At 70.8% G+C, this 26,011-nt stretch carries 21 protein-coding genes, 4 tRNA genes and 1 other RNA gene; 10 read left to right on the top strand and 16 right to left on the bottom strand.

From position 1 onward, the window contains the following. The first annotated feature begins 322 nt into the window (after positions 1-322). On the top strand, positions 323-580 hold the full coding sequence (locus tag AB0C75_RS04060) for a DUF3073 domain-containing protein (RefSeq protein ID WP_362886814.1): 258 nt from the start codon (positions 323-325) through the stop codon (positions 578-580). 141 nt (positions 581-721) lie between these two features. Here AB0C75_RS04060 and purM read toward each other — a convergent pair whose 3' ends face one another. Together purM and purF are read right to left on the bottom strand one after the other, a co-directional pair. Further along, complete coding sequence (gene purM, locus AB0C75_RS04055; protein ID WP_362886812.1) at positions 722-1,795, bottom strand: phosphoribosylformylglycinamidine cyclo-ligase; 1,074 nt, start codon at positions 1,793-1,795, stop codon at positions 722-724. 60 nt (positions 1,796-1,855) lie between these two features. Continuing rightward, entirely contained in the window at positions 1,856-3,382 is a 1,527-nt protein-coding gene (gene purF / locus AB0C75_RS04050; RefSeq protein ID WP_362886811.1) for an amidophosphoribosyltransferase, read from the bottom strand. Positions 3,383-3,803: 421 nt separating this feature from the next. Between purF and AB0C75_RS04045 the strand changes: the two genes are divergently transcribed. Both AB0C75_RS04045 and AB0C75_RS04040 read left to right on the top strand, forming a co-directional pair. After that, positions 3,804-3,923, top strand: coding sequence for a putative leader peptide (locus AB0C75_RS04045; RefSeq protein ID WP_362886809.1), 120 nt, complete (start codon positions 3,804-3,806; stop codon positions 3,921-3,923). Between the two features lie 192 nt (positions 3,924-4,115). Beyond that, positions 4,116-5,579, top strand: a complete 1,464-nt coding sequence (locus AB0C75_RS04040; protein WP_362886807.1) for a sulfatase-like hydrolase/transferase — start codon at positions 4,116-4,118, stop codon at positions 5,577-5,579. A gap of 107 nt (positions 5,580-5,686) precedes the next feature. On the opposite strand, the gene AB0C75_RS04035 is transcribed toward AB0C75_RS04040, so the two are convergent. The 7 genes from AB0C75_RS04035 to purS form a co-directional block, all read right to left on the bottom strand. Next, on the bottom strand, positions 5,687-6,526 hold the full coding sequence (locus AB0C75_RS04035; RefSeq protein ID WP_362886805.1) for an META domain-containing protein: 840 nt from the start codon (positions 6,524-6,526) through the stop codon (positions 5,687-5,689). A gap of 37 nt (positions 6,527-6,563) precedes the next feature. Then, positions 6,564-7,364, bottom strand: a complete 801-nt coding sequence (locus tag AB0C75_RS04030) for a sterol carrier family protein (RefSeq protein ID WP_362886803.1) — start codon at positions 7,362-7,364, stop codon at positions 6,564-6,566. A gap of 72 nt (positions 7,365-7,436) precedes the next feature. Continuing rightward, positions 7,437-8,309: a M23 family metallopeptidase gene (locus AB0C75_RS04025; RefSeq protein ID WP_362886801.1), complete on the bottom strand. Its 873-nt coding sequence runs from the start codon at positions 8,307-8,309 to the stop codon at positions 7,437-7,439. 26 nt (positions 8,310-8,335) lie between these two features. Continuing rightward, positions 8,336-8,875, bottom strand: a complete 540-nt coding sequence (locus tag AB0C75_RS04020) for a helix-turn-helix domain-containing protein (RefSeq protein WP_362886800.1) — start codon at positions 8,873-8,875, stop codon at positions 8,336-8,338. Between the two features lie 126 nt (positions 8,876-9,001). Further along, on the bottom strand, positions 9,002-11,251 hold the full coding sequence (purL, locus tag AB0C75_RS04015) for a phosphoribosylformylglycinamidine synthase subunit PurL (protein ID WP_362886798.1): 2,250 nt from the start codon (positions 11,249-11,251) through the stop codon (positions 9,002-9,004). Continuing rightward, positions 11,248-11,928 carry a phosphoribosylformylglycinamidine synthase subunit PurQ gene (gene purQ, locus AB0C75_RS04010; RefSeq protein ID WP_362886796.1) on the bottom strand — a complete coding sequence of 227 codons (681 nt, stop codon included), beginning with the start codon at positions 11,926-11,928 and terminating at the stop codon, positions 11,248-11,250. The genes purL and purQ overlap by 4 nt, the downstream gene beginning before the upstream one ends. Further along, positions 11,925-12,176 carry a phosphoribosylformylglycinamidine synthase subunit PurS gene (gene purS, locus AB0C75_RS04005; RefSeq protein WP_362886794.1) on the bottom strand — a complete coding sequence of 84 codons (252 nt, stop codon included), beginning with the start codon at positions 12,174-12,176 and terminating at the stop codon, positions 11,925-11,927. Before purS ends, purQ begins: the two co-directional genes overlap by 4 nt. Positions 12,177-12,560: 384 nt before the next feature. Between purS and AB0C75_RS04000 the strand changes: the two genes are divergently transcribed. From AB0C75_RS04000 to AB0C75_RS03975, 6 genes are all read left to right on the top strand, one after another. After that, positions 12,561-12,896: an Lsr2 family protein gene (locus AB0C75_RS04000; protein WP_362886792.1), complete on the top strand. Its 336-nt coding sequence runs from the start codon at positions 12,561-12,563 to the stop codon at positions 12,894-12,896. A gap of 152 nt (positions 12,897-13,048) precedes the next feature. Next, a tRNA-Gly gene (locus tag AB0C75_RS03995) sits at positions 13,049-13,120 on the top strand. A gap of 79 nt (positions 13,121-13,199) precedes the next feature. After that, positions 13,200-13,272: transfer RNA gene (locus AB0C75_RS03990), tRNA-Gly, on the top strand. Between the two features lie 167 nt (positions 13,273-13,439). Beyond that, positions 13,440-14,792 (top strand): histidine kinase, encoded by a 1,353-nt coding sequence (locus tag AB0C75_RS03985; protein ID WP_362886790.1) that lies wholly within the window; start codon positions 13,440-13,442, stop codon positions 14,790-14,792. Continuing rightward, positions 14,789-15,415 carry a response regulator transcription factor gene (locus AB0C75_RS03980; RefSeq protein WP_362886788.1) on the top strand — a complete coding sequence of 209 codons (627 nt, stop codon included), beginning with the start codon at positions 14,789-14,791 and terminating at the stop codon, positions 15,413-15,415. The genes AB0C75_RS03985 and AB0C75_RS03980 overlap by 4 nt, the downstream gene beginning before the upstream one ends. A gap of 22 nt (positions 15,416-15,437) precedes the next feature. After that, positions 15,438-15,513, top strand: a tRNA-Gly gene (locus tag AB0C75_RS03975). Between the two features lie 70 nt (positions 15,514-15,583). Here the strand turns inward: AB0C75_RS03975 and AB0C75_RS03970 are convergent. The 6 genes from AB0C75_RS03970 to ffs all read right to left on the bottom strand — a co-directional run bounded on the left by AB0C75_RS03970 (position 15,584) and on the right by ffs (position 24,401). Continuing rightward, a complete protein-coding gene (locus AB0C75_RS03970) occupies positions 15,584-16,510 on the bottom strand; it encodes a phosphoribosylaminoimidazolesuccinocarboxamide synthase (protein WP_362886786.1) in 927 nt (308 codons plus the stop codon). A gap of 103 nt (positions 16,511-16,613) precedes the next feature. Beyond that, positions 16,614-18,077, bottom strand: a complete 1,464-nt coding sequence (locus tag AB0C75_RS03965; protein WP_362886784.1) for a N,N-dimethylformamidase beta subunit family domain-containing protein — start codon at positions 18,075-18,077, stop codon at positions 16,614-16,616. Positions 18,078-18,362: 285 nt separating this feature from the next. Further along, a complete protein-coding gene (locus AB0C75_RS03960) occupies positions 18,363-20,087 on the bottom strand; it encodes a hypothetical protein (RefSeq protein ID WP_362886782.1) in 1,725 nt (574 codons plus the stop codon). Positions 20,088-20,408: 321 nt separating this feature from the next. Further along, positions 20,409-21,662 carry a phosphoribosylamine--glycine ligase gene (purD, locus tag AB0C75_RS03955; RefSeq protein WP_362886780.1) on the bottom strand — a complete coding sequence of 418 codons (1,254 nt, stop codon included), beginning with the start codon at positions 21,660-21,662 and terminating at the stop codon, positions 20,409-20,411. Between the two features lie 205 nt (positions 21,663-21,867). Further along, positions 21,868-24,210, bottom strand: coding sequence for a DNA polymerase III subunit gamma and tau (locus AB0C75_RS03950; protein ID WP_362886778.1), 2,343 nt, complete (start codon positions 24,208-24,210; stop codon positions 21,868-21,870). Positions 24,211-24,304: 94 nt separating this feature from the next. Continuing rightward, positions 24,305-24,401, bottom strand: an RNA gene (gene ffs / locus AB0C75_RS03945) — signal recognition particle sRNA small type. A 132-nt stretch (positions 24,402-24,533) separates the two neighbouring features. On the opposite strand from ffs, the gene AB0C75_RS03940 reads away from it, so the two are divergent. Next, positions 24,534-24,621: transfer RNA gene (locus AB0C75_RS03940), tRNA-Ser, on the top strand. A 91-nt stretch (positions 24,622-24,712) separates the two neighbouring features. Here AB0C75_RS03940 and AB0C75_RS03935 read toward each other — a convergent pair. Then, complete coding sequence (locus AB0C75_RS03935; RefSeq protein ID WP_362886776.1) at positions 24,713-26,008, bottom strand: hypothetical protein; 1,296 nt, start codon at positions 26,006-26,008, stop codon at positions 24,713-24,715. Positions 26,009-26,011: the final 3 nt, after the last annotated feature.

Genomic DNA, 26,011 nt, shown 5'->3' with positions numbered 1-26,011 from the left:
CCGTCACCGGACTGTGAGCACGAACCGGTGACGGGGCCCCGCAGGGCGCGGGAGGGCGGCCGGCGGGCCACGGGGAGACAAGACTCACTCCGGTCGGCGGGTCGGCTGCCCACAAGAGGTTAAAATCGGGGTTGACCAGCGAGGACAGGCTTCTCGAAGGCCCTGTACCGAGGCACGTGATGCGGGCGGCGTACCGTATGGCCGAGGAAGCAGGTACGGTTAAAGCCACGGGCGCGGTCTCTCTGCTGAGAGTCCGTCCTGAAACATGAACGCGTGTCAAGACTCTGGGGCCGTCGAGCCCCGTCACCGAGGGGGTCGAGCCATGGGGCGCGGCCGGGCAAAGGCCAAGCAGACAAAGGTCGCCCGCCAGCTGAAGTACAGCAGCGGCGGAACGGATCTGTCGCGTCTGGCCAATGAGCTGGGCGCATCGCCTTCGAGTCAGCCACCGAACGCCGAGCCGTTCGAGGACGACGACGAGGAAGATGACCCGTACGCACAGTACGCGGATCAGTACAACAACGACGATGACTCGGACGAGGACGATCAGTCCGGCCCATCGTCACAGCGCCGCGGCGCTTGACCTCGCGCTGACACATCAACCCGGTCCGGGCCTGCTCGGACCGGGTTCTGTGCTGTCCCGGCACGGATGGACGGAAGCGACCCGTGGTCGGCGCCGCCCGCCGCCGGTCCGTCGCTGTGCCGGACCGGCGGTCATGGCGTCCTACCGTGCGTAGTCACCGGTCAGCTCGGCGCCCGTGGCGCGGTCGCCGCGATCGGTGATCTCGCCGGCGACCCAGGAGTCGACCCCCCGGTCGGCGAGCGTCGTCAGCGCCGCGTCCACCGAGTCGGCGGGCACGATCGCGATCATGCCGACACCCATGTTGAGCGTCTTCTCCAGCTCCAGCCGCTCGACCCGCCCGGCCTTGCCGACCACGTCGAAGACGGCGCCGGGCGCCCAGGTGGACCGGTCGACCGTGGCGTGCAACCCGTCCGGGACGACCCGGGCCAGGTTGTTGGCCAGGCCGCCTCCGGTGACATGGCTGAAGCCGTGCACCTCGGTCGTGCGGGTCAGCGCCAGACAGTCCAGGGAGTAGATCCTGGTGGGCTCCAGGAGCTCCTCGCCGAGCGTCCTGCCGAACTCCTCGACCTCGCGGTCCAGGCTCCAGCCGGCCCGGTCGAAGACCACGTGGCGCACGAGCGAGTACCCGTTGGAGTGAAGACCGGACGACGCCATCGCGATCACGGCGTCACCCTTACGGATACGGTCCGGGCCCAGCAGCCGGTCGGCCTCGACCACGCCGGTCCCGGCACCCGCGACGTCGAAGTCGTCCGGGCCGAGCAGGCCCGGGTGCTCGGCCGTCTCGCCTCCGACCAGTGCGCAGCCCGCCAGGACACAGCCTTCGGCGATGCCCTTCACGATGGCCGCGACACGCTCGGGATGCACCTTGCCGACACAGATGTAGTCGGTCATGAAGAGCGGTTCGGCCCCGCAGACGACCAGGTCGTCGACGACCATGCCGACCAGGTCGTGGCCGATGGTGTCGTACACGCCCATCTGCCGGGCCAGATCGACCTTCGTACCGACGCCGTCGGTGGCGGAGGCGAGCAGCGGGCGCTCGTAACCCTTGAGCGCCGACGCGTCGAAGAGGCCGGCGAATCCGCCGAGGCCGCCGAGGCCCGCGACCTCGGGGCGCTGCGTCTTCTTCACCCACTTCTTCATCAGCTCGACGGCGCGGTCACCGGCTTCGATGTCGACGCCTGCCGCAGCGTAGGAAGCACCTGTTGTCTCAGACATGGCCCGGGATCTTTCGTGTGTGAATACGGGGCTGGTGGGAAAGCAGCCGGCCGGTCCGGGTCACGGACGACGCAGCGCGTCGGCCGCCGCGGTCGCGGCGGGGCCGGCCGCCAGCTCGGTCTCCAGCAGCTGCTTGCCGAGCAGCTCCGGGTCCGGAAGCTCCATCGGGTATTCGCCGTCGAAGCAGGCGCGGCACAGATTCGGCTTGGCGATCGTCGTCGCCTCGACCATCGCGTCGAGCGAGATGTAGGCGAGGGAGTCGGCACCCATGGAGGTGGCGATCTCGTCGACGGACATGCCGTTGGCGATCAGCTCTGCGCGGGTCGCGAAGTCGATGCCGAAGAAACAGGGCCACTTCACGGGCGGGGAGGAGATCCGGATGTGGATCTCGGCGGCGCCCGCCTCGCGGAGCATCCTCACCAGGGCGCGCTGGGTGTTGCCGCGGACGATCGAGTCGTCGACGACCACGAGGCGCTTGCCCTTGATGACTTCCTTGAGGGGATTGAGCTTGAGCCGGATGCCCAGCTGGCGGATGGTCTGTGAAGGCTGGATGAAGGTCCGGCCGACGTACGCGTTCTTGACCAGCCCGGACCCGAACGGAATTCCGCTCGCCTCGGCGTAGCCGATGGCCGCGGGGGTTCCGGATTCCGGTGTCGCTATGACCAGATCGGCCTCGACGGGGGCCTCGGCCGCCAGCTTCCGGCCCATCTCGGCGCGCGAGAGGTAGACGTTCCGCCCGGCGATGTCGGTATCGGGGCGGGCCAGATAGACGTACTCGAAGACACAGCCCTTGGGCTTCGCTTCTGCGAAGCGGGAGCTGCGCAGACCGTTCTCGTCGATGGCGACGAGCTCGCCCGGCTCGATCTCGCGGACGAAGCTGGCGCCGCAGATGTCGAGGGCGGCGGACTCGGATGCCACCACCCAGCCACGCTCAAGACGGCCGAGAACCAGGGGGCGGATGCCCTGCGGGTCACGGGCGGCGTAAAGAGTGTGCTCGTCCATGAAGACGAGCGAGAAGGCGCCCTTGACCTCGGGGAGGACCTTCGGGGCGGCCTCCTCGATCGTGAGCGGTTTGTCGTCGTCATCTCTCTGGCCGGCGAGCAGCGCGGTCACCAGATCGGTGTCGTTGGTCGCGGCGACCTGGGTGGCGCGGCCGTCCTTGCGGGGAAGGTCGGCGACCATCTCCGCGAGCTGGGCCGTGTTGACCAGGTTGCCGTTGTGACCCAGGGCGATCGAGCCGTGCGCGGTGGCACGGAACGTCGGCTGCGCGTTCTCCCACACCGAGGCACCGGTGGTGGAGTAGCGGGCATGACCGACCGCGATATGGCCCTGGAGCGATCCCAGAGATGTTTCGTCGAAGACCTGCGAGACCAGTCCCATGTCCTTGAAGACCAGGATCTGGGACCCGTTGCTCACTGCGATGCCCGCGGACTCCTGTCCACGGTGCTGCAGGGCATACAGTCCGAAATAGGTGAGCTTGGCGACCTCTTCGCCCGGAGCCCAGACACCGAAGACGCCGCAAGCGTCCTGGGGGCCTTTCTCTCCGGGGAGCAGGTCGTGGTTGAGTCGTCCATCACCACGAGGCACGCCACCGAGTGTAGGCGAGATCGACCACCGGTCCGAATTGGGTGACCGCCCCGCCCCGCCCCCGGGCAGGGCGGTCGGGGGTTTCACGGGAACGCGGGGACCGATACCGGACGATCACTCCGGGTGATCATGGCCGTGTCGCCGCCTTCGCCCCGGAGGGCCCTGGATGCGGCCGACGCCCGGGATGGAGGGCGGTTTCCGGCCGGTCGGGCACCTGTGGCCGTGCCACCCTCGCCGGCCCTCCTCGTGGCACTCGGTGAGCCGGGACGCCCGGCGGCGCGGGGACTGACCGAGCGCTCGCTTCGTGGCGAGCCTCACACTGCGCACGCCCCGCCGCCCCGCCCGGTTCGACCGCGAACGGGCGGATCCTGAGGCTTTGCGGGACGGTTGTCCGCAGTACGAGACCGCCGTTGACAGGGTCATGGCCCGTTGGGCAGGCTCCTTCCCCATGCAGCCTCTCGGTGACCATTCGGTCACGCTCGTGGAGCGCCGCCACGTCGATCTGGGACGTGTCGCGAGCGCCATCTGTCGCCACGCCTGAGCCTGCCGCAGCGCACCCCGGGGCTTTCCCGAGTGGCCCCGGCACACATGTGCGCCTCTTCTCTCTTCCTCCGCACGGCCCGTCCTGACCCGGTGCGCCCTTCGGCGCCCCGGTCCCCGACGGGGTCCGCCGCGCCCGCCCCTCGTGCTCCGCCCTCCCCCACCGGCGCCCGAGGCCTGCCCTGGAGACCTCATGACTTCTCGTGACGCGCACGCACGGCCGGACGAGCACTCCGGTTCGCCCCTGAGCCGACGCGCCTTCACCACCGCCGTGGGCGCGACCGCCGCCACCGCCGCCGTCGGGATACAGGCCGCCCCCGCGGCCGCCGCGACCGGGGCCGCCGCCGACGAGGTGACACGGGAGCGGCCGTTCCGCGCGGCCCGCGGCAAGCACGCGCGCCGCCCCAACATCCTCTTCATCCTCGGCGACGACCTCGGCTGGGCGGACCTCTCCTCGTACGGGGCCCCGTACATCCGCACCCCCAACCTGGACAGGCTGGGGCGCGAAGGCGTGCGGTTCACGGACGCCTACTCCGGGTCCGCCACCTGCTCACCCACCCGCTTCAGCCTCTACACGGGGCGCTATCCGGGGCGTACGAAGGGCGGGCTCGCCGAGCCCATCGCCGACAGGTCCGTGGGTCTTGAGCCCACCCATCCGACACTGGCCTCCCTGCTGCGCGGTGCCGGGTACTCGACCGCGCTGATCGGCAAGTGGCACTGCGGATACCTGCCGGACTACAGCCCCACCAAGTCGGGCTGGGACGAGTTCTTCGGCAACTTCGGCGGAGCGCTGGAGTACTACTCCAAGCTCGGTCTGGCCGGCGAGTACGACCTGTACGAGGGCGACGCCGAGTACAAGGACCTGCGCTACTACACCCGGATCCTGACGGAGCGTGCGAGCGAGTACGTGCAGCGCGACCACGACAAGCCGTGGCTGCTCAACCTCAACTTCACTACCCCGCACTGGCCGTGGATCGCCGAGGGCGACACGGCCGAGAGCGCCGAGATCGTACGCAAGATCAAGGAGGGCGGTCTCGACGGGCTCTTCCACGCCGACGGCGGCTCGGTCGAGAAGTACACGCAGATGGTCGAGGACCTGGACCGCTCGGTCGGCGAGGTCCTGAAGGCCCTGAAGCGGTCGGGGCAGGAGGAGGACACCCTGGTCTTCTTCGGCAGCGACAACGGCGGCGAGCGGTTCTCCTACAACTGGCCGCTGTCCGGCAACAAGAGCTCCCTCCAGGAGGGCGGCATCCGCGTGCCCTCGGTGCTGCGCTGGCCCGCGCGCATCGACGCCCACCAGTTCAGCGATCTCCCGGTGTTCTCGCCGGACTGGACGGCGACGCTGCTGGAGCTCGGCGGGGCGCGCCCCGACCCCGCGCACCCGCTGGACGGCGTCAGCCTCGCCGGATATCTGCTGCGGGGCGAGACGCCGAAGGAGCGCGACCTGTTCTGGCGGGTGCGCGGTGAGCGGGCGCTGCGGCGCGGCGACTGGAAGTACTACCGGGGGACCGGCGGGACGGACCAGCTGTTCAACCTGGCCGACGACCGGCGCGAACAGGCGGACCGCGCCGCGGCCGAACCGGAGCGGGTGGCCGAGCTGCGGGCGTCGTGGGAGAAGACGGACTCCGGCCTGCTGCCGTATCCGACGGCCTCCTGACGTCCTGCTGATGCCCCTTCTGATGCCCCTTCTGACGTCCTGCTGACGTCCCGCTCGTCGCGCTGACGTCCCGCTGACGTCCCACGCAGCTCAGGTTCCTGGACGGGTCAGCCCCGGCCGGGCCGCTCGTCGGCCGCCGGGGCGGACGCGTCGAGCCCCTCGCCGCTGCCGGCGTCGATCGACAGGGTTCGGTGGTCGACCGTGTACGTCGTCGTCCCCTTCAACACCCGGAGCAGCACGCGCTCCAGCTCCATCCGGGGGCCCGCGCACATCATCTTGGTGGAGGCGAGCGGACCGAAGGTGAGCGTGGAGCCGGACACCTTCGCCTTGCCGTGGAAGGAGTTGCAGCCGAGGTTCCCCGCCACCGAGCCGTCCTTGCCGAAGGTGAGGTGCGCCTTGCCCTTCGTACCGGCGGGCAGGGATGTGGCGGTGCTGCCTGAGACCAGTGCGGTGACCTTCCAGGCGGTGCCGACGAGAGGAGCCGCCGGTTCGGACGCGAGGGCGATGGAGTCGCCCCGCGCGGTGGTCAGGGTCAGGGTCCTCTCGTCGCCCTCGCCCGCCACCTCGGCCCTGAGCTCGCCGTGGAGCGCCTTGCCCAGCGCGTTCTCGAACCGCTGGACATCCTTCGCGCACCCCATTCCGGTGGTGGTGCCAGGCCCGATGGTGACCTTGTCGCCGTCGAGGCCGGCATCGGCGGTGAAGCGGTTGCAGCCCAGACTGCCGGTGGCCTTCCCCTCGGCGTCGATCTCGATGTGGGCGCCGTCGGGGGCGGTGCTCTTCTGTCCTTGGACGGTCAGCGAGGACACCTTCCAGCGGACCCCGGTCACGGCGGGTCCTGCCCGTACGGCGCCGCTGCCGTCCCCGGAGTCCCCGGATCCCGACTCGGAACCGCAGGCGGCAAGGGTGAGGAGGGCCAGGACGCTGAGGGCCATACGTCGTGTACGCATGGCGATGGGACGGAACGACCGGCCGGTCCGGTTCCCTTCAGCCCATCAGCGGAAGCAGCGGGGCGAGGTCCGCCCGCTCACCGCTGGCACTGACCTGCGCCGCTTCGAGCGCCTCCGGCCACCGCGTACGTCCGGTGGCCAGCCGGATCCAGGTGAGCGGATCCATCTCCACGACGTTGGGGGGCGTACCCCTGGTGTGCTTGGGGCCGCCGATGCACTGGACGACCGCGAAGGGCGGGACCCGCACCTCGACCGAGCCACCGGGCGCCCTGTCCGCGAGCGCGTCGGCGAGCAGCCGGGTGCAGGCGGCGAGCGCCTGGCGGTCGTACGCGATGTCGAGGCCGGTCGCCCGGCGGAGATCGTCGGTGTGGACGACGAGCTCGACGGTCCGGGTCACCAGGAAGTCGCCCAGCCGCATCGTGCCCGCCCGGGTCGTCACCAGCCGGTCGCCCGCGTCGGTGGGGACCAGCTCCGCGAACCGGGCGGCCGTCTCCTCGTACAGCGCGTCGAGGTCGGGCCTGGCCGCGGCCAGGTCCAGGGCCAGGCCGGCGATGTCATCGGCCCGGTCCGCGGTGGAGAAGGGCCACTCCACCAGGGTGAGCTGCGGCTTGGCCCCGGCCGGCTCAGGCAGCTCCAGCTGCCGGCTGACGCGCTCAAGCGCCGTGGTGAGGTGGGCGGCGAGGTCCCGCACGGTCCACTCCCCCAGCCCGGAAGGACCGGCCAGCTGATCCTCCGTCAGCGCGCCCACCGCCCCCCGGACACGGTCGAACTGGGCCAGGACCGCGGTGCGGGTCCGGCTGAGGTCGTAGGCGCGCGGGCGCTTCTTGGCCGGGGGCATACGGGCGAGATTAACGGGCGCCTCTGACAACGCCCTCCCCGTACGGCTCGACACTCGACGCCGGCCGAGCGATCAGCCTGTGCTGACGGCTCCCTCGGCGTCGAACACCTCGCCGTTGGCCGGTACGCCGATGCCCCGCCAGGTGAAGGGGATCCCCCGGGCCTTCTCGAGGTCCGGGTGGTCCATCAGCTGGAAGTGCACATGCGGCTCCGTGGTGTTGCCGGAGTTACCGCACCGCGCGATCCGCTGTCCCGCCCTGACGGTGTCGCCGGCGCGCACCTGGAGGGAGCCGCGCTGGACATGGGCGTAGGCCGCGTACGTCCCGTCGCCGAGGTCGAGCACGACGCGGTTGCCGAACACCCGGTGCGCGCCCGCCAGTCCGCGCGCCTCGCCCTCGGCGAGCAGGAGATAGGCGAGCCCCAGCAGGGAGTTCCGGCTCAGGTGGTCGCGCTGTGTGTCGTCGGCGGCGACGACCGTGGCGTCCGCGACCGCGACCAGGGGAGCGCCGAAGCCGGGGAAGGCCCGGGGCCTGCGCGCCACGGGCCACAGCCAGGCGAACCCGGGACGCCCGCCCGTGGCCCCCGCCGGTCCGTCCTGTCCCTCTGCCGCGGTCCCTGCCGGAGCCTCCGCCGTCACGATGTCGATGGCGTACGTCTGGCCGAAGGTGTGGAGGCCATGGCTCGGTACCCGGTCGGCGGGACTGTTGAGCGCGGACCAGCGGCCCCGCACCGGCGGGAGCACCTCGACGGCGTCGCGTCGCGCGGCTCTGAGGTCACGGCTCGCCATACGGCCTCCCGCGATGCTCCCCGTCCACGCGAGTACGAGGGGGAGGAAGACCAGCCAGGACGGGAAGGGGTACTCGACGAACAGCCCCGTGACGACGAGCGCCACGAAGACCAGAACGAACACCCGGGCGAGCAGCCCCGGCAACCTGCGTACGGACATGTGATCTCCCCCTGCTGTCGTGTTCCTCAGGGCCAGGCGGCCGTGAGCACCACCAGGAGCGGCACCACGCGGACGCCGGGCACCTCGTAGCGCCCGCGTCCCGTCGTGTGCAGCCAGCCCGCGCCCGTCAGGAGGCGCAGATGGTGGTAGATCTGGCCGGTCGTCCCCGTGTCGTCGAGCTCGGCCAGTTCGGCGGCCGTGCGGCGGCCGCCGAGGATCTCGCGGAGCAGCCTCAGCCGTACCGGATGGCCGAGCGCTGCCAGGGGTTCGGCGGCTTCCGCCCAGTCGGGGCGGTCCTCCCGCGTGCTCCCCAGAAGCCCGGCGGTGAGCGCGCCGTACTGCCACTCGTACCGCTCACCGGCCGGCAGCTTCACCGCGCCCGTGAACATCACCCCGCCGTCGGCCGCGGCCTCCCCGACGTGGCCGAGCTGTTCCTTCAGCCCCTCCAGCGCCCAGAAGTCCCCGGCACCCAGCTCCGGCTTCGCACTCCCGGTGACCGGTTCAGCGGCCGATTCCAGCACGGCGAGGCGCCGCTCCAGCTCGGCGACGCGCTCCGCAAGCTCCATGACATCCACCTTACGTAATTACGTAATTTCATTCAACACCCATGACGCAGGAACGCCGAAGCCCCCGTCCGGTCGGCCGGACGGGGGCTTCGGTACAGGGCTTCGGTACAGGCAGAGCCTGGAACCCTAGGCGAACAGACCCGTCAGGGTCCCCTCGTGGGCCGTGCGCAGCTCGCTCAGCGCAATGCTGAACTCGCCCTGGATCTCGATCTCATCGCCGTCCACGACACCGATCCGGGCGACGGGCAGTCCCCGCGCCCCGCACATGTCGTTGAAGCGGAGCTCCTCGCTGCGCGGAATCGAGACGACCGCGCGGCCCGCCGACTCCGAGAACAGGAAGGTGAACGCGTCCAGACCCTCGGGGACGACCAGCCGGGCACCCTTCCCGCCGCGCAGGCAGGACTCGGTGACCGCCTGGATCAGACCGCCGTCGGAGAGGTCGTGCGCCGCGTCGATCATGCCGTCGCGGGAGCCCGAGATCAGGATCTCGCCGAGCAGCTTCTCGCGGCCCAGGTCGACCTCCGGCGGCATCCCGCCCAGGTGCTGGTGGACGACCTCGGACCAGGCCGAGCCGCCGAACTCCTCACGGGTGTCGCCCAGGAGGTAGAGCAGCTGGCCCTCCTCGGCGAAGGCGACCGGCGTGCGCCGGGTGACGTCGTCGATCACACCGAGGACGGCGACGACCGGCGTCGGGTGGATCGCCGTCTCACCGGTCTGGTTGTACAGCGACACGTTGCCACCGGTGACCGGGGTGCCCAGCTCCAGGCAGCCGTCCGCGAGACCACGGGTGGCCTCGGCGAACTGCCACATGACGTCCGGGTCCTCGGGCGAACCGAAGTTCAGACAGTCCGAGATGGCGAGCGGCTTGGCGCCGGACGCCGCGACGTTGCGGTAGGACTCGGCCAGCGCGAGCCGCGCGCCTGTGTACGGGTCGAGCTTGGCGTAGCGGCCGTTGCCGTCGGTCGCCATGGCCACGCCCAGATTCGACTGCTCGTCGATCCGGACCATGCCGGCGTCCTCGGGCATCGCCAGCACGGTGTTGCCCTGCACGAAGCGGTCGTACTGGTCGGTGATCCAGGACTTGGAGGCCTGGTTCGGGGAGCTGACCAGCTTCAGGACCTGCTCACGCAGCTCCGCCCCGTTCGACGGACGGGCCAGCTTGCCGGCGTCGTCGGCCTGCAGCGCGTCCTGCCAGGACGGCCGCGCGAACGGCCGGTGGTAGGTCGGGCCCTCGTGGGCCACGGACCGCGGCGGTACGTCCACGATCTGCTCGCCGTGCCAGAAGATCTCCAGCTGCGAGCCCTCGGTCACCTCACCGATGACGGTGGCGATGACGTCCCACTTCTCGCAGATCTCCATGAAGCGGTCCACATGCTGCGGCTCGACGATCGCGCACATGCGCTCCTGCGACTCGCTCATGAGGATCTCCTCGGGCGAGAGGGAGGAGTCGCGCAGCGGCACGGTGTCCAGCTCGACGCGCATCCCGCCGGAGCCCGCGGAGGCCAGCTCGCTCGTGGCGCAGGAGAGCCCGGCGCCGCCGAGGTCCTGGATGCCCGCGACGAGCTTCTCCTTGAAGATCTCCAGGGTGCACTCGATGAGGAGCTTCTCCTGGAACGGGTCACCGACCTGGACGGCGGGCCGCTTGGTGGGCTTGGTGTCGTCGAAGGTCTCCGAGGCCAGCACGGAGACACCGCCGATGCCGTCGCCGCCGGTGCGGGCGCCGTACAGGATCACCTTGTTGCCGGGACCCGAGGCCTGGGCGAGGTGGATGTCCTCGTGCTTCATCACGCCGATGCAGCCGGCGTTGACGAGCGGGTTGCCCTGGTAGCAGGCGTCGAAGACGACCTCGCCGCCGATGTTCGGCAGGCCGAGACAGTTCCCGTAGCCGCCGATGCCCGCGACGATGCCGGGCAGGACCCGGCGGGTGTCGGGGTGGTCGGCCGCACCGAAGCGCAGCGGGTCGACGACCGCGATCGGACGGGCACCCATGGCGAGGATGTCGCGGACGATGCCGCCGACGCCGGTGGCCGCGCCCTGGTAGGGCTCGATGTACGAAGGGTGGTTGTGCGACTCGACCTTGAAGGTGACCGCGTAACCCTGGCCGACGTCGACCACACCGGCGTTCTCGCCGATGCCGACGAGCATCGCGTCGTTGGCCGGGACCTTCTCGCCGAACTGCTTGAGGTGGACCTTGCTGCTCTTGTAGGAGCAGTGCTCGGACCACATCACGGAGTACATGGCGAGCTCGGCGCCGGTGGGACGGCGGCCCAGGATCTCGCGGATCCGGGCGTACTCGTCCTCCTTGAGGCCGAGCTCCTTCCAGGGCTGCCCGGCGTCCGGGGTTTCGGCCGCGTGCTCGACCGTGTCCAGGCTCATGCGTTGACCAGCTTCTTGATGATCGAGGTGAAGAAACCCAGACCGTCGGTGCGACCGGTACCGATCAGCGGCTCGACGGCGTGCTCCGGGTGCGGCATCAGACCGACGACGTTGCCCGCGGCGTTGGTGACGCCGGCGATGTCGCGCAGCGAGCCGTTCGGGTTGACGTCGGCGTAACGGAAGGCGACACGGCCCTCGGCCTCCAGCGCGTCGAGCGTGCGCTCGTCGGCGGTGTACCGGCCGTCCACGTTCTTCAGGGGTACGGAGATCTCCTGACCGGCCGTGTAGTCGGAGGTCCAGGCCGTCCCCGCGTTCTCCACCCGCAGCTTCTGGTCGCGGCAGATGAAGTGGAGGTGGTTGTTCCGCAGCATCGCACCGGGCAGCAGATGCGCCTCGGTCAGGATCTGGAAGCCGTTGCAGATGCCGAGGACCGGCAGGCCGGCCTTCGCCTGCTCGATGACGGTCTCCATCACCGGCGAGAAACGCGAGATGGCGCCGGCGCGCAGATAGTCCCCGTAACTGAATCCGCCGGCCAGGATGACCGCGTCGACCTGGTGGAGATCCTTGTCACGGTGCCAGAGCGACACGGGTTCGGCGCCCGCGATCCGCACGGCCCGCAGGCTGTCCTGGTCGTCGAGCGTGCCGGGAAAAGTGACGACGCCGATACGGGTGGTCACTTCTCCTCCTCCACCTTGACGGTGAAGTCCTCGATGACGGTGTTGGCGAGGAAGGTCTCGGCGATCTCGTTAATACGGGCGAGGGCGGCATCGTCGACCGGCCCCTCGACCTCGAGCTCGAAACGCTTTCCCTGACGAACGTCCGCGATTCCTTCGAAGCCGAGACGGGGCAGTGCGCGCTGCACAGCCTGTCCCTGCGGGTCGAGGATCTCCGGCTTGAGCATGACGTCGACTACGACGCGTGCCACTGGCACTCCCGGTGGTGTGGTGCGGCTGTGTCTCCGAGGGGTTCCCCAGATCCCCGCGGGTCCGCTCAGCCTACCTGGCCAGAAATTCTACGCGGGTAGATATCGAGTGGCCCCGATCACGGTGAGATATCGGAGGTGACAACGCCCGGGAAAAGTCTGGAAAAAAATCTTCACCCGGATTGCACGCGGACACACACCGGCAACACGCGGATGCAATTGGCCGGGCTTCACAATGCGGCTCCCACCGCTGTACAAATGAATACCGAGGAAAGCACGATTGCCCCGGAACAGTCGACAGCCGTCGATCCGTATCCGCCCAGCCGCCAGAAGGCCGGCATCAGCGCATGTCAGACGCGAGGATGCCGTAGGAAAGGACCGATATCCGTGGCTCAGCGCGTCGTGGTCACACTCTCCGACGACATCGACGGGGGAGAAGCGGCGGAAACGGTCACCTTCGCCCTGGACGGGAAGTCGTACGAGATCGACCTCAATCCCGCCAATGCAAAGAAACTGCGTAAGTCGCTGGCTCCGTACGTAGCCGCCGGCCGAAAGCAGACAAATACTGGCAAGCGCGGCAAGGCCCCGGTGGCGTACCACCACACCTCGATCGCGCCCGACCCCGCGGCCGTGCGCGCCTGGGCGCGCTCGCACCGGATGGAGGTGCCGGCCCGCGGCCGGATCCCCAAGAAGGTCTACGAGGCGTTCGACGCGGCCAGTTGAGGGCTGCGTCCGGAATGTTCTCTTCCGGTTCGCTCCCCTCCGGCCGCTCGGACGACTCCTCGGGGAGCCGACTTGCACAACACCCCCGCAGGTCGGCTAGAGTCTGGAGCACGCCGAAGGGCAAGGCCGGAAAGCCGGGTCCGACGCAGCGTGCGGGTGTAGTTCAGTAGTAGAACATCCCCCTTCCAGGGGGAAGGCGCAGTGTGCAATTCCTGTCACCCGCTCTGCACTGCCTTACCGAGCCACTGAGTGGATCAGGTAGAGTAGTGAGCGCTCCACCGGTGAAAGCCGAGTGGCAGCAATGCGGACGTAGCTCAGTTGGTAGAGCGCAACCTTGCCAAGGTTGAGGTCGCCAGTTCGAACCTGGTCGTCCGCTCCGGAATCAAAGGCCCCGGTCGATATCGACCGGGGCCTTTGGCGTTTCCTCCCCCGGTGTCATCACGGCCCATGACAAACGTCATGGGCCGTGATGACACCGTGTACTGGCCGCGGCCGTGATCCGGCGGAAGTCTTGGTCCATGGCCGTGAAGGGGTGAGGGAGACATGTGGGTACGGGCGCAGGTGCGCGGATGGCAGAAGCGTGAAGCATTCGACAAGATCGATCTCTACACCCGCGGGACCATGCACTGCCTGGCCTGGGGGATGATCTTCTGCGTGGTGCTCCTGTCGGTGACCCGGCCGGTGCGGCACTCGGGCGCGCCCGCCCTCCTGATCGTCGTCACGGTCCTGGCCGCTGTCGCCCAGGGCGTCTTCTCTGTGCGGCTGGTCACGCGGGCCCTCGACAGCTACCTCGGCCTCGGTGCCTTCGGGTGGCGGCTGCCCGCCTTCGCGGCTGTCCTGTGCCTGGCGAACACGGCAGGTCTGCTGACACTCGGTGGGTACGCCGGCACCGAGGCGTTTCCCGGACTGCAGATGGCGTTGGGGGCCGTGGCGTGGCCCTTCCTGACACCTTTCGTCCTCACCGTCCCGATCTGGGCGTCCAGTGTGTGCATCGCGGTGCTCGCAGCCGGGATGAGCGGTGGCGCCCTGCTCGCGGGGGCTACCGGATCCTTCGCGCTCACCACGTTGGCGGGGGTGGGCTTCGGCGGCGTACTGCTCTCCAGCACCGTGCGTCTCTCCGCGTGGACGCTCGGGATGATGCAGAAGCTCCGTGACGCGCGGGATGTGGAGGCCCGGCTGGCGGTCGCGGAGGAACGGCTGCGGTTCGGGCGGGACATGCACGACGTCCTGGGCCGGAATCTGGCCGTGATCGCGCTGAAGAGCGAGCTAGCGGTCGAGCTGGCGCAGCGCGGAAAGCCCACGGCGGTCAACCAGATGATCGAGGTGCAGCGCATCGCCCGCACCTCCCAGCAGGAGGTCCGGGAGGTCGTACGGGGATACCGGGAGGCCGATCTCCATACGGAACTCCTCGGAGCCCAGGGCGTCCTGCGGGCAGCCGGAATCGAGTGTGCCGTCCACGGCGACGGCGGGCGGCTGCCCTCCCCCGTGCAGTCGGCGCTCGGCTGGGCCGTACGCGAGGCGGCCACCAATGTGCTGCGGCACGGCGATCCGCAGCGGTGCGACATCCTGCTGGAGACCACACGGGACGGGATCCGGCTGGTGGTGGAGAACGACGGCCTGACGCCGGACAAGGCCGTCGTCTCCGGCGGCGGCTCGGGGCTCCACGGGCTGCGGGAACGACTGGCCGAGGTCGGCGGTTCGCTGGAGGCGGGGCCGACGGACGGCGGACGCTTCCGGCTGACCGCCGCTGTCCCGCTGCCCCCGCCAGGACCCGCGGCATCCCCGCCGCACACGGCGCACACACCGGACACGCCACGATCGTCCGCTTCCCCGCTGCCCGCGCCCCCGCTGCCCGCCTCACTGAGTACCGCGCCCTCGCCGCTGGAGAAGAAATGAGCTCACCCGCACCTGGCCCCGTCCGCGTCCTGCTCGCCGACGACGAGCATCTGATCCGGGGCGCGTTGGCCGCGCTGCTCGCCCTGGAGGACGACATCGTCCTGGTCGCCGAGGCGGCGACCGGACCTGAGGCCATCGCCATGGCCATGGCGCACCGGCCCGATGTGGCCGTCCTCGACCTGGAGATGCCGGGCGCCGACGGTGTGAAGGTGGCCACATCGCTGCGGACCGGACTGCCCGGCTGCCGGACCATGATCGTGACGAGTCACGGGCGCCCGGGCAACCTGAAGCGGGCGCTGGAGGCGGGCGTCCGCGCGTTCGTCCCGAAGACGGTCAGCGCCCGGCGACTGGCCGAGATCATCCGGACCGTGCACGCGGGAAACCGCTATGTGGACCCGGAGTTGGCGGCCGACGCGATCTCCGCAGGGGACTCTCCGCTGACCGCGCGGGAGGCGGAGGTGCTCGAACTGGCTGCGGACGGGGCGCCGGTCGCGGAGATCGCCGAGCGGGCGTCGCTCTCGCAGGGCACCGTACGCAACTACCTGTCGGCGGCCGTCTCCAAGCTCGGGGCCGAGAACCGTCATGCGGCCGTGCGTCTCGCACGGCAGAGAGGTTGGGTATAGTGAGCAGCGCGCTTCGGCGCTTGCGGACGTAGCTCAGTTGGTAGAGCGCAACCTTGCCAAGGTTGAGGTCGCCAGTTCGAACCTGGTCGTCCGCTCCACGCAAGAAGGCCCCGGTCCTCGTGACCGGGGCCTTCTGCCGTTACGTCTCCCGCCGTTACGCCTCGGCCCTCACACGTCCTGGGGCGGCCAGCCCATGCCGGTCAGGAGTTCGTACGCGTCGATGTACTTGGCGCGGGTCGCGTCGACGACCTCCTGCGGCAGCGGCGGGGGCGGCTGCTCGCTGCGGCGGTCCCAGCCGGAGACCGGTGAGGTCAGCCAGTCGCGCACGAACTGCTTGTCGTACGACGGCTGCGCCTTGCCAGGCTCCCAGCTCTCGGCCGGCCAGAAGCGCGAGGAGTCGGGCGTCAGCACCTCGTCCGCGAGGATCAGCTCCTCACCGCCGTCCTCGGCGGGCGCGAAGCCGAACTCGAACTTCGTGTCGGCGAGGATGATCCCGCGCTCACGCGCGATGTCCCGTGCGCGACCGTAGACGTCCAGCGTCGTCCGGCGCAGCAGGGCGGCCGTCTCGGTGCCGACCTCACGAGCGACCTCCTCGTACGACACGTTCTCGTCGTGATCGCCGACCGCGGCCTTCGTGGCCGGGGTGAAGATCGGCCCCGGGAGTTCGGAGCCGTCGACGAGGCCCTCGGGCAGGCCGAGACCGCAGACCGTGCGGGTCGCGTCGTACTCGATCAGGCCGGAGCCCGTCAGATAGCCGCGCGCCACGCACTCGACCTGGACCATCCGCAGCGAGCGGCAGATCAGGGTCCGCCCGGCCCAGTCGGCGGGTGCGCCGGCGGGGAGCTCCGTCGACAGCACGTGGTTGGGGACGAGATCGGCGAGCTGGTCGAACCACCACAGCGACAGCTGGGTGAGCACACGGCCCTTGTCGGGGATCTCGGTGGGCAGGACCCAGTCGTACGCGGAGATACGGTCGCTGGCGACCATCACGAGGTCACCCGCCTCGTTCCGGTACAGGTCGCGCACCTTGCCTGTGTGCAGGTGGGTGAGCCCCGGCACCTGCACGGGCTCGGGCTTTTCTACGAAACCGGACACGCTGCCTCCGCGTAGGTTGATCCAGGAGTCGTTCCGATTGTCCCGCATGCACCCTGGCCACGCCGCCAGGGGTCGCTCCGTGGACGGACCGGCGCCTCGCGGCTCAGTCCCGCTTGCAGATCCGGTCGAGCAGATTGGCCGTCGCCCGCTGGATACGGGAGTCGACATGGCCCGGGCGGTCCAGGGCCGGGGACCAGGCGAAGGTGCCCGAGGCGAAGACGAGCGCGCCCGAGGGGGCGCGGTACAGCGAGGTCTCCTGGTGCCGGGTCGCCCCCTCGCCGTCCGCGTACGGGGAGTGCGCGAGCAGCATGCGGCTCTCGTGCTCGGGGAGTGTCGTACGCGGGAAGTAACGGTCGGCCTCGCCGGCGACCAGCCCGTCGATCTCGTCGTCCTCGGCCGCGCCGGTCGCTTCCCAGAGCCAGTGGCTCGCGTTGCGCACGACCAGCGGGTGCGGATCGGGGACCCGGCCCGCGTACTGGATGCCGAGCAGCTGTTGTTCGGGGCGGTCGATCTCGCGCCACAGCGCGGATTTCCCCGGGCCACGGCGCTTGCGGCAGGTCAGCAGGCGGTCGGGGACACCGGAGGGCGACGGGCCGAGGCCGACCTGCCAGTACATGGTGTTGGCCGAGAGGAAGACGAGTGAGGTGCCGGTGTCCCTGGCGAGCTCGGTGGTGCGGCGCATCGGCACCGACCAGTACTCGTCGTGGCCGGGGAAGACCAGGCCACGGTAGCGGCTGGGGTCGACGCGGCCTGCGTGCAGATCCCGGGCGTCGGCGTACGCGAGGTCGTAGCCGTAGCGCTCGGCCCAGCGGATGAAGTCGTAGGCATGGCCGACGTGCAGGGGGAGGCCCGCGCCCGCGTAGGGGCGGTCGAAGGAGAGGGTGACCGCGGCGTCCTCCTCGCCGAGCAGCCGGCCCTGCTCGTCCCAGGCGTGGTAGAGGCTGGCGCCCGTGCGGCCGTCCTCCGGGTAGAGGTTGTACGCCTGCCAGGTGACGTCGGGGAGCAGGAGCAGCAGGTCCGCCGGGTGGTCGTCACGAACCGTGAACGGGACATGCGAGCGGTGGCCGTCGGCGGTGGTCAGCACGGCGACGTAGGCGCCGACCGACCAGTAGGTGGGGATCTGCAGGCGCCAGGACAGCCACCAGTGGTGGCAGGAGACCGTCCGCTCGGCGGCCAGCGGGGCCGGCTGGACGATGCCGGAGAGGCGCGGGCTGGTGGTGATCTTCGCGGCGCCGTCGCCCGCGTAGTGCCCGATGCGGTAGACGTCGACGGAGAACTGCTGGGGCGGGTCCACGGTGATGTGGAAGTCGATCGCCTCGCCGGGTGCCGCGGCGCCCGGGGAGACGAACCCCTTGATCTGCTGGCGCACGTCGTCGGCCGTCCGCGTGCCGCCACCCGCCCCACCGCGGCCAAGGTCGGGGTCGGCGTACCAGGGGACGACGTGGCCGGTGTCGTCGAAGTAATTCTCGCTGCCCCGGAGCCAGGGCAGCGGGCCCTGTCCGAAGGGGTCGCTCACGGCGTGCGCGAGGGCACCCGATTCCCATCGCCGGATCTGCTCCGCCCCCATCCCGCTCCCCTCCCTCGTCCCCCGGATGTCTGACGCGCCGGATGCCGACGCCAGCCCCAGCACATCACATTACGCACGCAGTCCGTCACACTTCGTCGCGAATAGATGTGAACGGATCCTGATCTTCCAGCTATCCGGGGGATATTCCGGGCATTTCGCCACTTGGGTGGACGGACGGTCGTTCAACTCCGGGCCCCCTCGACCCAGGCGCACCGCTCAGCCCAGGCGTACGGGTCAGCGGCGTACCGCTCAGCCCAGGCGTACGGGTCAGCCCAGGCGTACGGGTCAGCCCAGGCGTACGGGTTTGTCGGTACGCACTCCCACCGCCGTGAGCCAGGAGCGCAGCGGATCCGCGTCGCCGTCCTCGACGAGGCTGAGCACCGGGACGCCGAGGTCCGGCCTGCGGACACCGTCGACGAGCAGCGCGGGGCCGTCCAGCCAGTCGAGCCCGGGGGCGGCTCCCGCCGTGTCCACGGCGGCGCAGCAGACCATCGCCACGACGTGGTCGGCGAGCAGCTCCGTGCCCGAGCGGGGCGGCTGAAGGGGGAAGAGCGGGAGAGGCCCCGACAGGCCGAGCGGATCGGGGTCAGCTCCGGACGCCGCACCGTCGGCCGGGCTGCTGCCGCCGGGGCGGGGGCGCGGCGCCGCCTTCTCCTCGTCGCGGGCGACGGCGGCGCCGATCCCGGCCGCGAGCGCCTCGCTGTCGGCACCGGGGGCGGCCAGGTGGTCGATCACCCGCGCCAGCGTGGGCATCGGAGAGCCGTCGGCCCCCGTCGCGTCCGGCGCCCCCACGGGGACGCTGGTCGCCACCCCCATGGCATCGAGCACCCGGTGCAGACGGGAGGCCTCCGTACGCCACTTCCGGTCCACGACCTCGTCCGGATACTGCTGCCAGTCGACCGGCGACCAGCCAGGGCCGGCTTCCGCGGGCCCTCCGTGGAAGAGTCGGGCGGCCAGCAGCGATGCCGCCTCGTCGGCCGCGCCCGGCTCCTCGATGAGATCGCAGGCGGGGCGCTCCCCCAGCCGGGAGGTGAAGCCCTCGGCCAGCCGGTCGCGCCGGGAGAGCTCCGTGAGCGCGGAGACGACACCGGCGTCGAGCCTGGAGGGCCAGCGCCCCATCCGCCAGGCGGGCAGCGCGACCCGGGTCAGCAACCGGTCCCAGCCCGCGTAGGCAAGACCGACCTGCTCCTGGGCGGCGATCCGCAGCCCGTAGTCCACCTCCTGCGCACGCCCCGACGCGGCGGCGGCCACGCCGCGCTCCATCTCCGCCGCATGACCGTGACAGCCGCGCAGCAGCACCCTGGCGATCCATCCCACGAAGGCCGCGGAAACCCTGCGCACCGGCCCCTGCCCGGGCACGGTGGCGTCGGCGACCGCGGCGTCCAGGCCGCGGACGAAACGGCGGGCCGCGGCTATGTCCGGGTGCGCGGACGGCCCGGTGCCCGCGACGACCGGGGCGAGAACCGCGCGCAGCTCGGCGACCCTCATCCACCACAGGAAGGGGGACCCGATGACCAGCACGGGCGCCGCCGGGATCCGACGGCCGCGTCTGCTCCCCGCCGGACCTGCGCGATCCTTCGCCCCGGGCTGGGCGGCGGGGTGCGTACGGTCCTCGAGCCAGCTGTCGCAGTCCGGGGTCAGCGCTATGGCCGACGGCGCCGGGACGTCGAGCCGGTCGGCCAGGTCCCTGACCAGCCGGTAGAGATCGGGGGCCGCGGCCTCGGTCAGAGGCACCGTCGGACTGACCGCCGGCCTGGCGCGCGCCACCGCGACGGCGACCGCCGCCGCGAGCAGCAGGATCACGACGGCGCAGGCCGTCACCGTCCAGCTGACCGTGGACCAGACGCCTGGGCCGAGACGGCCCTGGCCGAGCGCGACGAGCAGCACGACGGCCACGGCCGCCGGCAGGATCGCCAGGGCCGTGGCTCTGCTCCGGATGCGCAGCAGAGCCACGGCCCTGGCCCGCGCTGCGTGCGCACCCAACTCCTCAACCGAACCGGTGGTGGACACGGCTGGACGTCACCCCCTCTGCCCCCGCGACGGTGTTGGTCACTCCCCCACTGTGGCACCCGTCACTGACATCGCAATGCCGGTGGGCCAAGTGCCGGAAAGCTTGCGCCGCACCCTAGTTGGGGCCTCGGCGGGCGTCATCCGGATGGCCGAGCCGTCACCCGATGGAATGGCTTTGGGTAAAGCTGCTGACGTACCGGTGCACGGTCGTTCGGTGATACCGCGCGGCCTCGCGAAGGGGCCTGACACCCCTGTGCCCGGCGCCTCCCGTGGGGCGCCGGGCACAGGGGACGAGCGGAGACTCGGGTGAGGAGTGGGGGCTCAGGCTTCCTCGGCGGCCTTGCGGGCGATGTCCGTACGGTGCTGGGAGCCGTCGAGCCGGATCCGGCCCACCGCCGCGTAGGCGCGCTCCCTGGCCTGCGTCAGGTCCTTGCCGCTCGCTGTCACGGAGAGCACGCGCCCTCCGGCGCTGACGACCGCGTCGCCGTCCTGCCGGGTACCGGCGTGCAGGACGAACGCGTGCGGTGCATCCTTCGCCACCACATCGGCGAGGCCCTCGATCGGGTCTCCCGTGCGGGGGGTGTCCGGGTAGTTGTGCGAGGCGATGACCACGGTGACGGCGGCGTCGTCGTGCCAGTTCAGCGCGGGCGCGGCGTCCAGGGTGCCGTTGGCCGAACCGAGCAGGAGCCCGGCGAGCGGCGTCTTCAGCCGGGCCAGGACCACCTGGGTCTCCGGGTCGCCGAAGCGTGCGTTGAACTCGATGACCCGTACGCCGCGCGAGGTGATCGCGAGGCCCGCGTACAGCAGCCCGGAGAACGGGGTGCCACGGCGGCGGAGCTCGTCCACGGTCGGCTGGAGGACGGTCCGCATGACCTCGTCGACCAGCTTCGGGTCGGCCCACGGGAGCGGGGAGTACGCGCCCATGCCGCCGGTGTTCGGGCCCTCGTCGCCGTCCAGGGCGCGCTTGAAGTCCTGGGCCGGCTGGAGGGGCAGCACCGTGGTGCCGTCGGTGATCGCGAAGAGGCTGACCTCGGGGCCGTCGAGGAACTCCTCGATGACCACACGGTCGCAGGCCAGGGCGTGGGCCCGCGCGACGTCGACGTCGTCCGTGACGACGACACCCTTGCCTGCCGCGAGACCGTCGTCCTTCACGACGTACGGCGCGCCGAAGGCGTCCAGGGCCTCGTCGATCTCGGCGGGCGTGGTGCAGACGTAGCTGAGGGCGGTCGGGACGTTGGCACCGGCCATGACGTCCTTGGCGAACGCCTTGGACCCTTCGAGCCGTGCGGCCTCGGCCGAGGGGCCGAAGCAGGGGATACCGGCCGCGCGCACGGCGTCGGCGACACCGGCGACAAGCGGTGCCTCCGGGCCGACGACCACCAGCTCGGCACCCAGCTCGGTGGCGAGGCGCGCGACGGCGTCGCCGTCGAGTGCGTCGACCGGGTGCAGTTCGGCCACCTCTGCGATTCCGGCGTTGCCGGGGGCGCAGTACAGAGCGGTGACTTCGGGGTCGAGGGAGAGAGAGCGGCACAGGGCGTGTTCGCGGGCGCCGCCGCCGATGACGAGGACCTTCACGGGGTGCAGCCTAGCCGCCGGGGGCAGGGTGCCTCGACGGGCGCCGCTCCGTGGACGGCCCGCCGACGGCAGCGCCGTCGACGGACAGGCCCGTCAGCGGACAGCACCGTCGACGGACGGCCCCATCGGCGCGATGACTCGGCCCGCGGGCCCGACCGACTACGCGGGTGCGGGTGCGCGTGCGAGCTCGGGCTCGGGCTCGGGCTCACTCATTGGTGAACTCCTCGACGACCGTGGCGCCCAGCTCGCGGACGATCAGGTCGTGCCCGGAGAGCGCGGAGTCGACCAGATCGGGATCGTCCGCCTCGGCGGTGTCGTCCTCGGGCGCGACCGCCCGGGGCGGCTCGGGAGCCGGGCGGTCGTACGAGGACCGGTCGTACGAGGACTCCTCGGGCCGCCCGGACGACTGCTGCGCCGGGGGCTGCTGAGCGGGCGGCGGGGCCTGCGGGGCGGGTGCGGCCGGCCGGGACTCGTACGACGGAGCCGGCGGCGCCGCGGGCGGGGGCTGATAGGGGGCGGCCGGGGGCCTGCCACCACCACCGCCACCGCCGGTCGGCGCGGGCTGGCCGCCACCGCCCGACGGGTCGACGACCGCGTCGACCCGCCACGTGGCGTTGAACTGCTCGGCGAGGGCCTGCTTGAGCACCTCTTCGCTGCCGCTGCTGGAGAAGGTGTCGCGTGCCCCTGCGTTGAGGAAGCCGAGCTGAAGGGTGCTGCCGTCGAAGCCGGTGACCTGGGCGTTCTGGCTGAGCAGGATCCAGGTGAACCGGCGGCGGTTCTTCACGGCTTCGAGGATGTCCGGCCACATGTTCCGCACCTGGGCCGCGCCCTGCGCCATGTCCTGCCCGCCGGCCGCGGGTGCCCGCCCGGCGGGGGCCTGGGAGGGCGGGGCGGGGGCCGGCGGGGGCGTCTGTGCCTGAGGGGCCTGGGGTGCCTGAGGTACGCCGCCTCCGGGCGCTGAGGCGGTCGGCCAGCCGCCCGGCCTGCGCGCCGGTTCCGCGCCGCCCGCACCGCCACCGGCTCCGGCCGCCCCCGGCCAGGCGCCGGGACGCTGCCCTGCGGGAGCGGGAGCCTGGGGCTGCTGAGCCTGAGGGGGCTGCTGAGCCGTCGACTGCTGGGCCTGGGGCGCCTCCTGCGGTGCCGCCGGCTGGGACTGCTGGGCTTGGGCTGCCGCAGGGGGCGTCGCGGCCTCGGCGGCCATGGGCGCGGCCCGGGGGGCTTCAGCGGGCGCACCGCCGCCCGGAGCGCCGCCCGGAACCTCGCCCCGGACCGCCGCACGGGCCGCTGCGGGACCGCCGACACCGCCGCCGGGCATCCCGACGCCGGGCCCATGGGCCTCCGGCCCCGGCACGTACCCCACAGCGGGCCCGGGCCCCGCTGCGGCGAAGGACCCGCCGCGCTCCAGCCGGTCCAGCCTGGCCTGGAGCGAACGCTCGTCGTCGAAGGCGGCGGGCAGCAGCACGCGGGCACAGATCAGCTCCACCTGGAGCCGGGGCGATGTCGCCCCACGCATCTCGGTGAGCCCTTCGTTGACCAGGTCGGCGGCGCGGCTCAGCTCGGCGGCGCCGAAGACGGACGCCTGCGCCTGCATCCGCTCCACCACATCGGCGGGCGCGTCGATGAGCCCCTTGTCCCCGGCATCCGGCACCGCGGCGAGGATCACCAGGTCACGGAGGCGCTCCAGCAGATCCGCGACGAAGCGCCGGGGGTCGTTGCCGCCCTCGATCACCTGGTCCACGACCTCGAAGGCCGCCGCCCCGTCGCCCGACGCGAAGGCGTCCACGACGGAGTCCAGCAGAGACCCGTCCGTATATCCGAGGAGCGAGGTAGCCATGGCGTATGTCACACCGTCGTCGGCGGCGGAGGCCAGCAGCTGGTCCATGACGGACATCGAGTCACGCACGGATCCCGCACCGGCCCGCACCACGAGCGGCAGCACGCCGTCCTCGACGGAGCTGTTCTCCTTGCCGCACACCTCCGCGAGATAACCGCGCAGCGTCCCGGGCGGCACCAGCCGGAAGGGGTAGTGGTGCGTGCGCGACCTGATCGTGCCGATGACCTTCTCGGGTTCGGTGGTCGCGAAGATGAACTTGAGATGCTCCGGCGGCTCCTCGACCACCTTCAGCAGGGCGTTGAACCCGGCCGGGGTGACCATGTGCGCCTCGTCGATGATGTAGATCTTGTACCGACTCGACGCGGGCCCGAAGAACGCCTTCTCCCGCAGGTCACGGGCGTCGTCCACGCCACCGTGCGACGCGGCGTCGATCTCGATGACATCGATCGAACCCGGTCCGTTGCGCGCGAGGTCCCGGCAGGACTGACACTCCCCGCAGGGAGTCGGCGTGGGCCCCTGCTCGCAGTTCAGACAGCGGGCGAGGATGCGCGCACTGGTCGTCTTTCCACAGCCACGCGGCCCGCTGAACAGATACGCGTGGTTGACCCGGTTGTTCCGCAGGGCCTGCTGCAACGGGTCAGTGACATGCTCCTGACCGATGACCTCGGCGAAGGACTCGGGGCGATAGCGGCGGTAGAGCGCAAGGGACGACACACATACGAGGTTATCGGGGCGGACTGACAACCGGCCCCGCCCGGGCCTGGAACCCGGCGGACGATCACACACGCCTGGCACATCACTCCGGACACGCAAGGGCCCCCCACGCACCCGCCAGAGCCAACTTACCCTTGCTGCCTTCCGGCCCTGGGGGAGTTCAGTCAGATAGCGCCACGTGAGGGGCTGACGCCCACCTTAGCCGATCCCAGCCCCCTGTCGTCCACCCGCTCCCCGACCCCACCCCTCCCGGAGACCGGTGCGGAACGATCTGACGGGAACGTGTTCGCGAGCACCCTCCAACGTCTTGTATTGTTTGCCGCGGAGGATTCGCCTAGTGGCCTAGGGCGCACGCTTGGAAAGCGTGTTGGGGGCAACCCCTCACGAGTTCGAATCTCGTATCCTCCGCCATTGCTCTCACCGGGCAATACGTTGAAGGGCCCCATCGCTTGCGGTGGGGCCCTTCGACGTTGGTGGTTGCAGTTCTGGTTGCAGTTGCCGCCTACCGCCCGTTGAGGGCTGTCCGGCACACGTTGCAGTACATGGCCGCGTTCCGCCCGTACCGCCGCATCATCTGGGTACAGCTGGCGCACAGCCCGAGCTCCCATGGCGGACAGCCCAGCGCTGCGGAGGCTGCTGCCCGCTCGACGCGAGTGATCCGCGTCGGGTCGCTGGAACGTTGGGTTGGCAGACGGGGGAGGGTAAAGCCGCCCGTCGGTTGATCGAGATCGCGAAGAGGCCGGGCGTCACTGATGAACCAGCTGTCTTCGCCTGCCCGGCAGGTGCGGTCGACCTCCTGCTCAGCGAAGGTGATCACGTCGTCGTCTTCCTCGGCCGGGACTGCGGGCAGGGGCGTCTTCTCGTTGACGATCTCCTCCCACAGCGCACGATCGGCCGCCGACACCCACATGTGCCGCCCAGCGCGGCCACTGCCCCGACTGGGCACGTAGACCGGGACGCTCTCCCCTGTAGCGCTCTGCAGGACCAGGTCCTCGATGCGGACCGGCTTCTTCTCCGGGAGGCACAGCGCCGGCACGAACCAGTCCGCGTGAATCGCGCCACAATGACCGGCGCCCTCTCTGAGGAGGCAGTGGCGCTCGCTGCTCGGTACGCACTTCCAGACTTCGAGGTGCCGGTAGCCGCCGCGGATCACCATCTCCTTGCGGTCAACAATGTCCTTCCACGGCATGTCGTCTACGCGCGCCCAGGGGGCACGGTCGATCAGGGAGGCCGTCCGGTCCTTCGCCACCCACAGCGGGGTGATGCCGTGTTCCACGGCGTTGACCGAACGCCGGTGCACGCTGCTGGGGCTGAGGTGGTGGTACTGGATCTCCCAGCCGATCCTGAGACCGCCAGGCCCGGTGACTACGGCGTCCGAGACGCTCCGCCGGTTCGCCATGGGAACCTCGGCCTCGGCGTCCAGACCGTAGCGCCCGGCGGTCTCGACGATCCGGTCCTTGGTGGCCTTGTGCTGGGCACTCTCCGCCGGGGTCGCCTTGTGCGTGATCGGCAGGTGTGAGGCCACGAGAGGTCGCCGGCCCCCAACCCTGCCTCGACGGATGAACATCCACGGGGACTTCCCGCCGGTCTCAGACAGGCATTCCCGCCCGTCGTGGTGTGCGAGGCATTCGAGCAGATGCGCGTCGCGGTCGGAGACCTTGGCGGTGATCTCCCGCAACAGATCGGGACGCCCCGGGTGACCGAGGTCAGGCAGTGACAGATTGATCTCTAGGCCATATCCGGTGTGCCACACCCCATTTGCCATCTCTCTAACATAGAAGCGACCACTGACACTCAACAG

This window comes from Streptomyces sp. NPDC048565, from assembly GCF_040650935.1.
GTDB lineage: Bacteria > Actinomycetota > Actinomycetes > Streptomycetales > Streptomycetaceae > Streptomyces.
The sequence above is the reverse complement of the archived record's forward strand: the minus strand, read 5'-3'. Positions and strand labels throughout refer to the sequence as shown.

What these genes read in the sequence shown, in the direction of transcription:
- AB0C75_RS04060 (WP_362886814.1), top strand. Translation starts at nt 323, where the DNA reads ATGGGGCGCGGCCGGGCAAAGGCCAAGCAGACAAAGGTCGCCCGCCAG.
- purM (WP_362886812.1), bottom strand. Translation starts at nt 1,795, where the DNA reads ATGTCTGAGACAACAGGTGCTTCCTACGCTGCGGCAGGCGTCGACATC.
- AB0C75_RS04045 (WP_362886809.1), top strand. Translation starts at nt 3,804, where the DNA reads ATGGCCCGTTGGGCAGGCTCCTTCCCCATGCAGCCTCTCGGTGACCAT.
- AB0C75_RS04040 (WP_362886807.1), top strand. Translation starts at nt 4,116, where the DNA reads ATGACTTCTCGTGACGCGCACGCACGGCCGGACGAGCACTCCGGTTCG.
- AB0C75_RS04035 (WP_362886805.1), bottom strand. Translation starts at nt 6,526, where the DNA reads ATGCGTACACGACGTATGGCCCTCAGCGTCCTGGCCCTCCTCACCCTT.
- AB0C75_RS04030 (WP_362886803.1), bottom strand. Translation starts at nt 7,364, where the DNA reads ATGCCCCCGGCCAAGAAGCGCCCGCGCGCCTACGACCTCAGCCGGACC.
- AB0C75_RS04025 (WP_362886801.1), bottom strand. Translation starts at nt 8,309, where the DNA reads ATGTCCGTACGCAGGTTGCCGGGGCTGCTCGCCCGGGTGTTCGTTCTG.
- AB0C75_RS04020 (WP_362886800.1), bottom strand. Translation starts at nt 8,875, where the DNA reads ATGGAGCTTGCGGAGCGCGTCGCCGAGCTGGAGCGGCGCCTCGCCGTG.
- purL (WP_362886798.1), bottom strand. Translation starts at nt 11,251, where the DNA reads ATGAGCCTGGACACGGTCGAGCACGCGGCCGAAACCCCGGACGCCGGG.
- AB0C75_RS03985 (WP_362886790.1), top strand. Translation starts at nt 13,440, where the DNA reads ATGTGGGTACGGGCGCAGGTGCGCGGATGGCAGAAGCGTGAAGCATTC.
- AB0C75_RS03980 (WP_362886788.1), top strand. Translation starts at nt 14,789, where the DNA reads ATGAGCTCACCCGCACCTGGCCCCGTCCGCGTCCTGCTCGCCGACGAC.
- AB0C75_RS03965 (WP_362886784.1), bottom strand. Translation starts at nt 18,077, where the DNA reads ATGGGGGCGGAGCAGATCCGGCGATGGGAATCGGGTGCCCTCGCGCAC.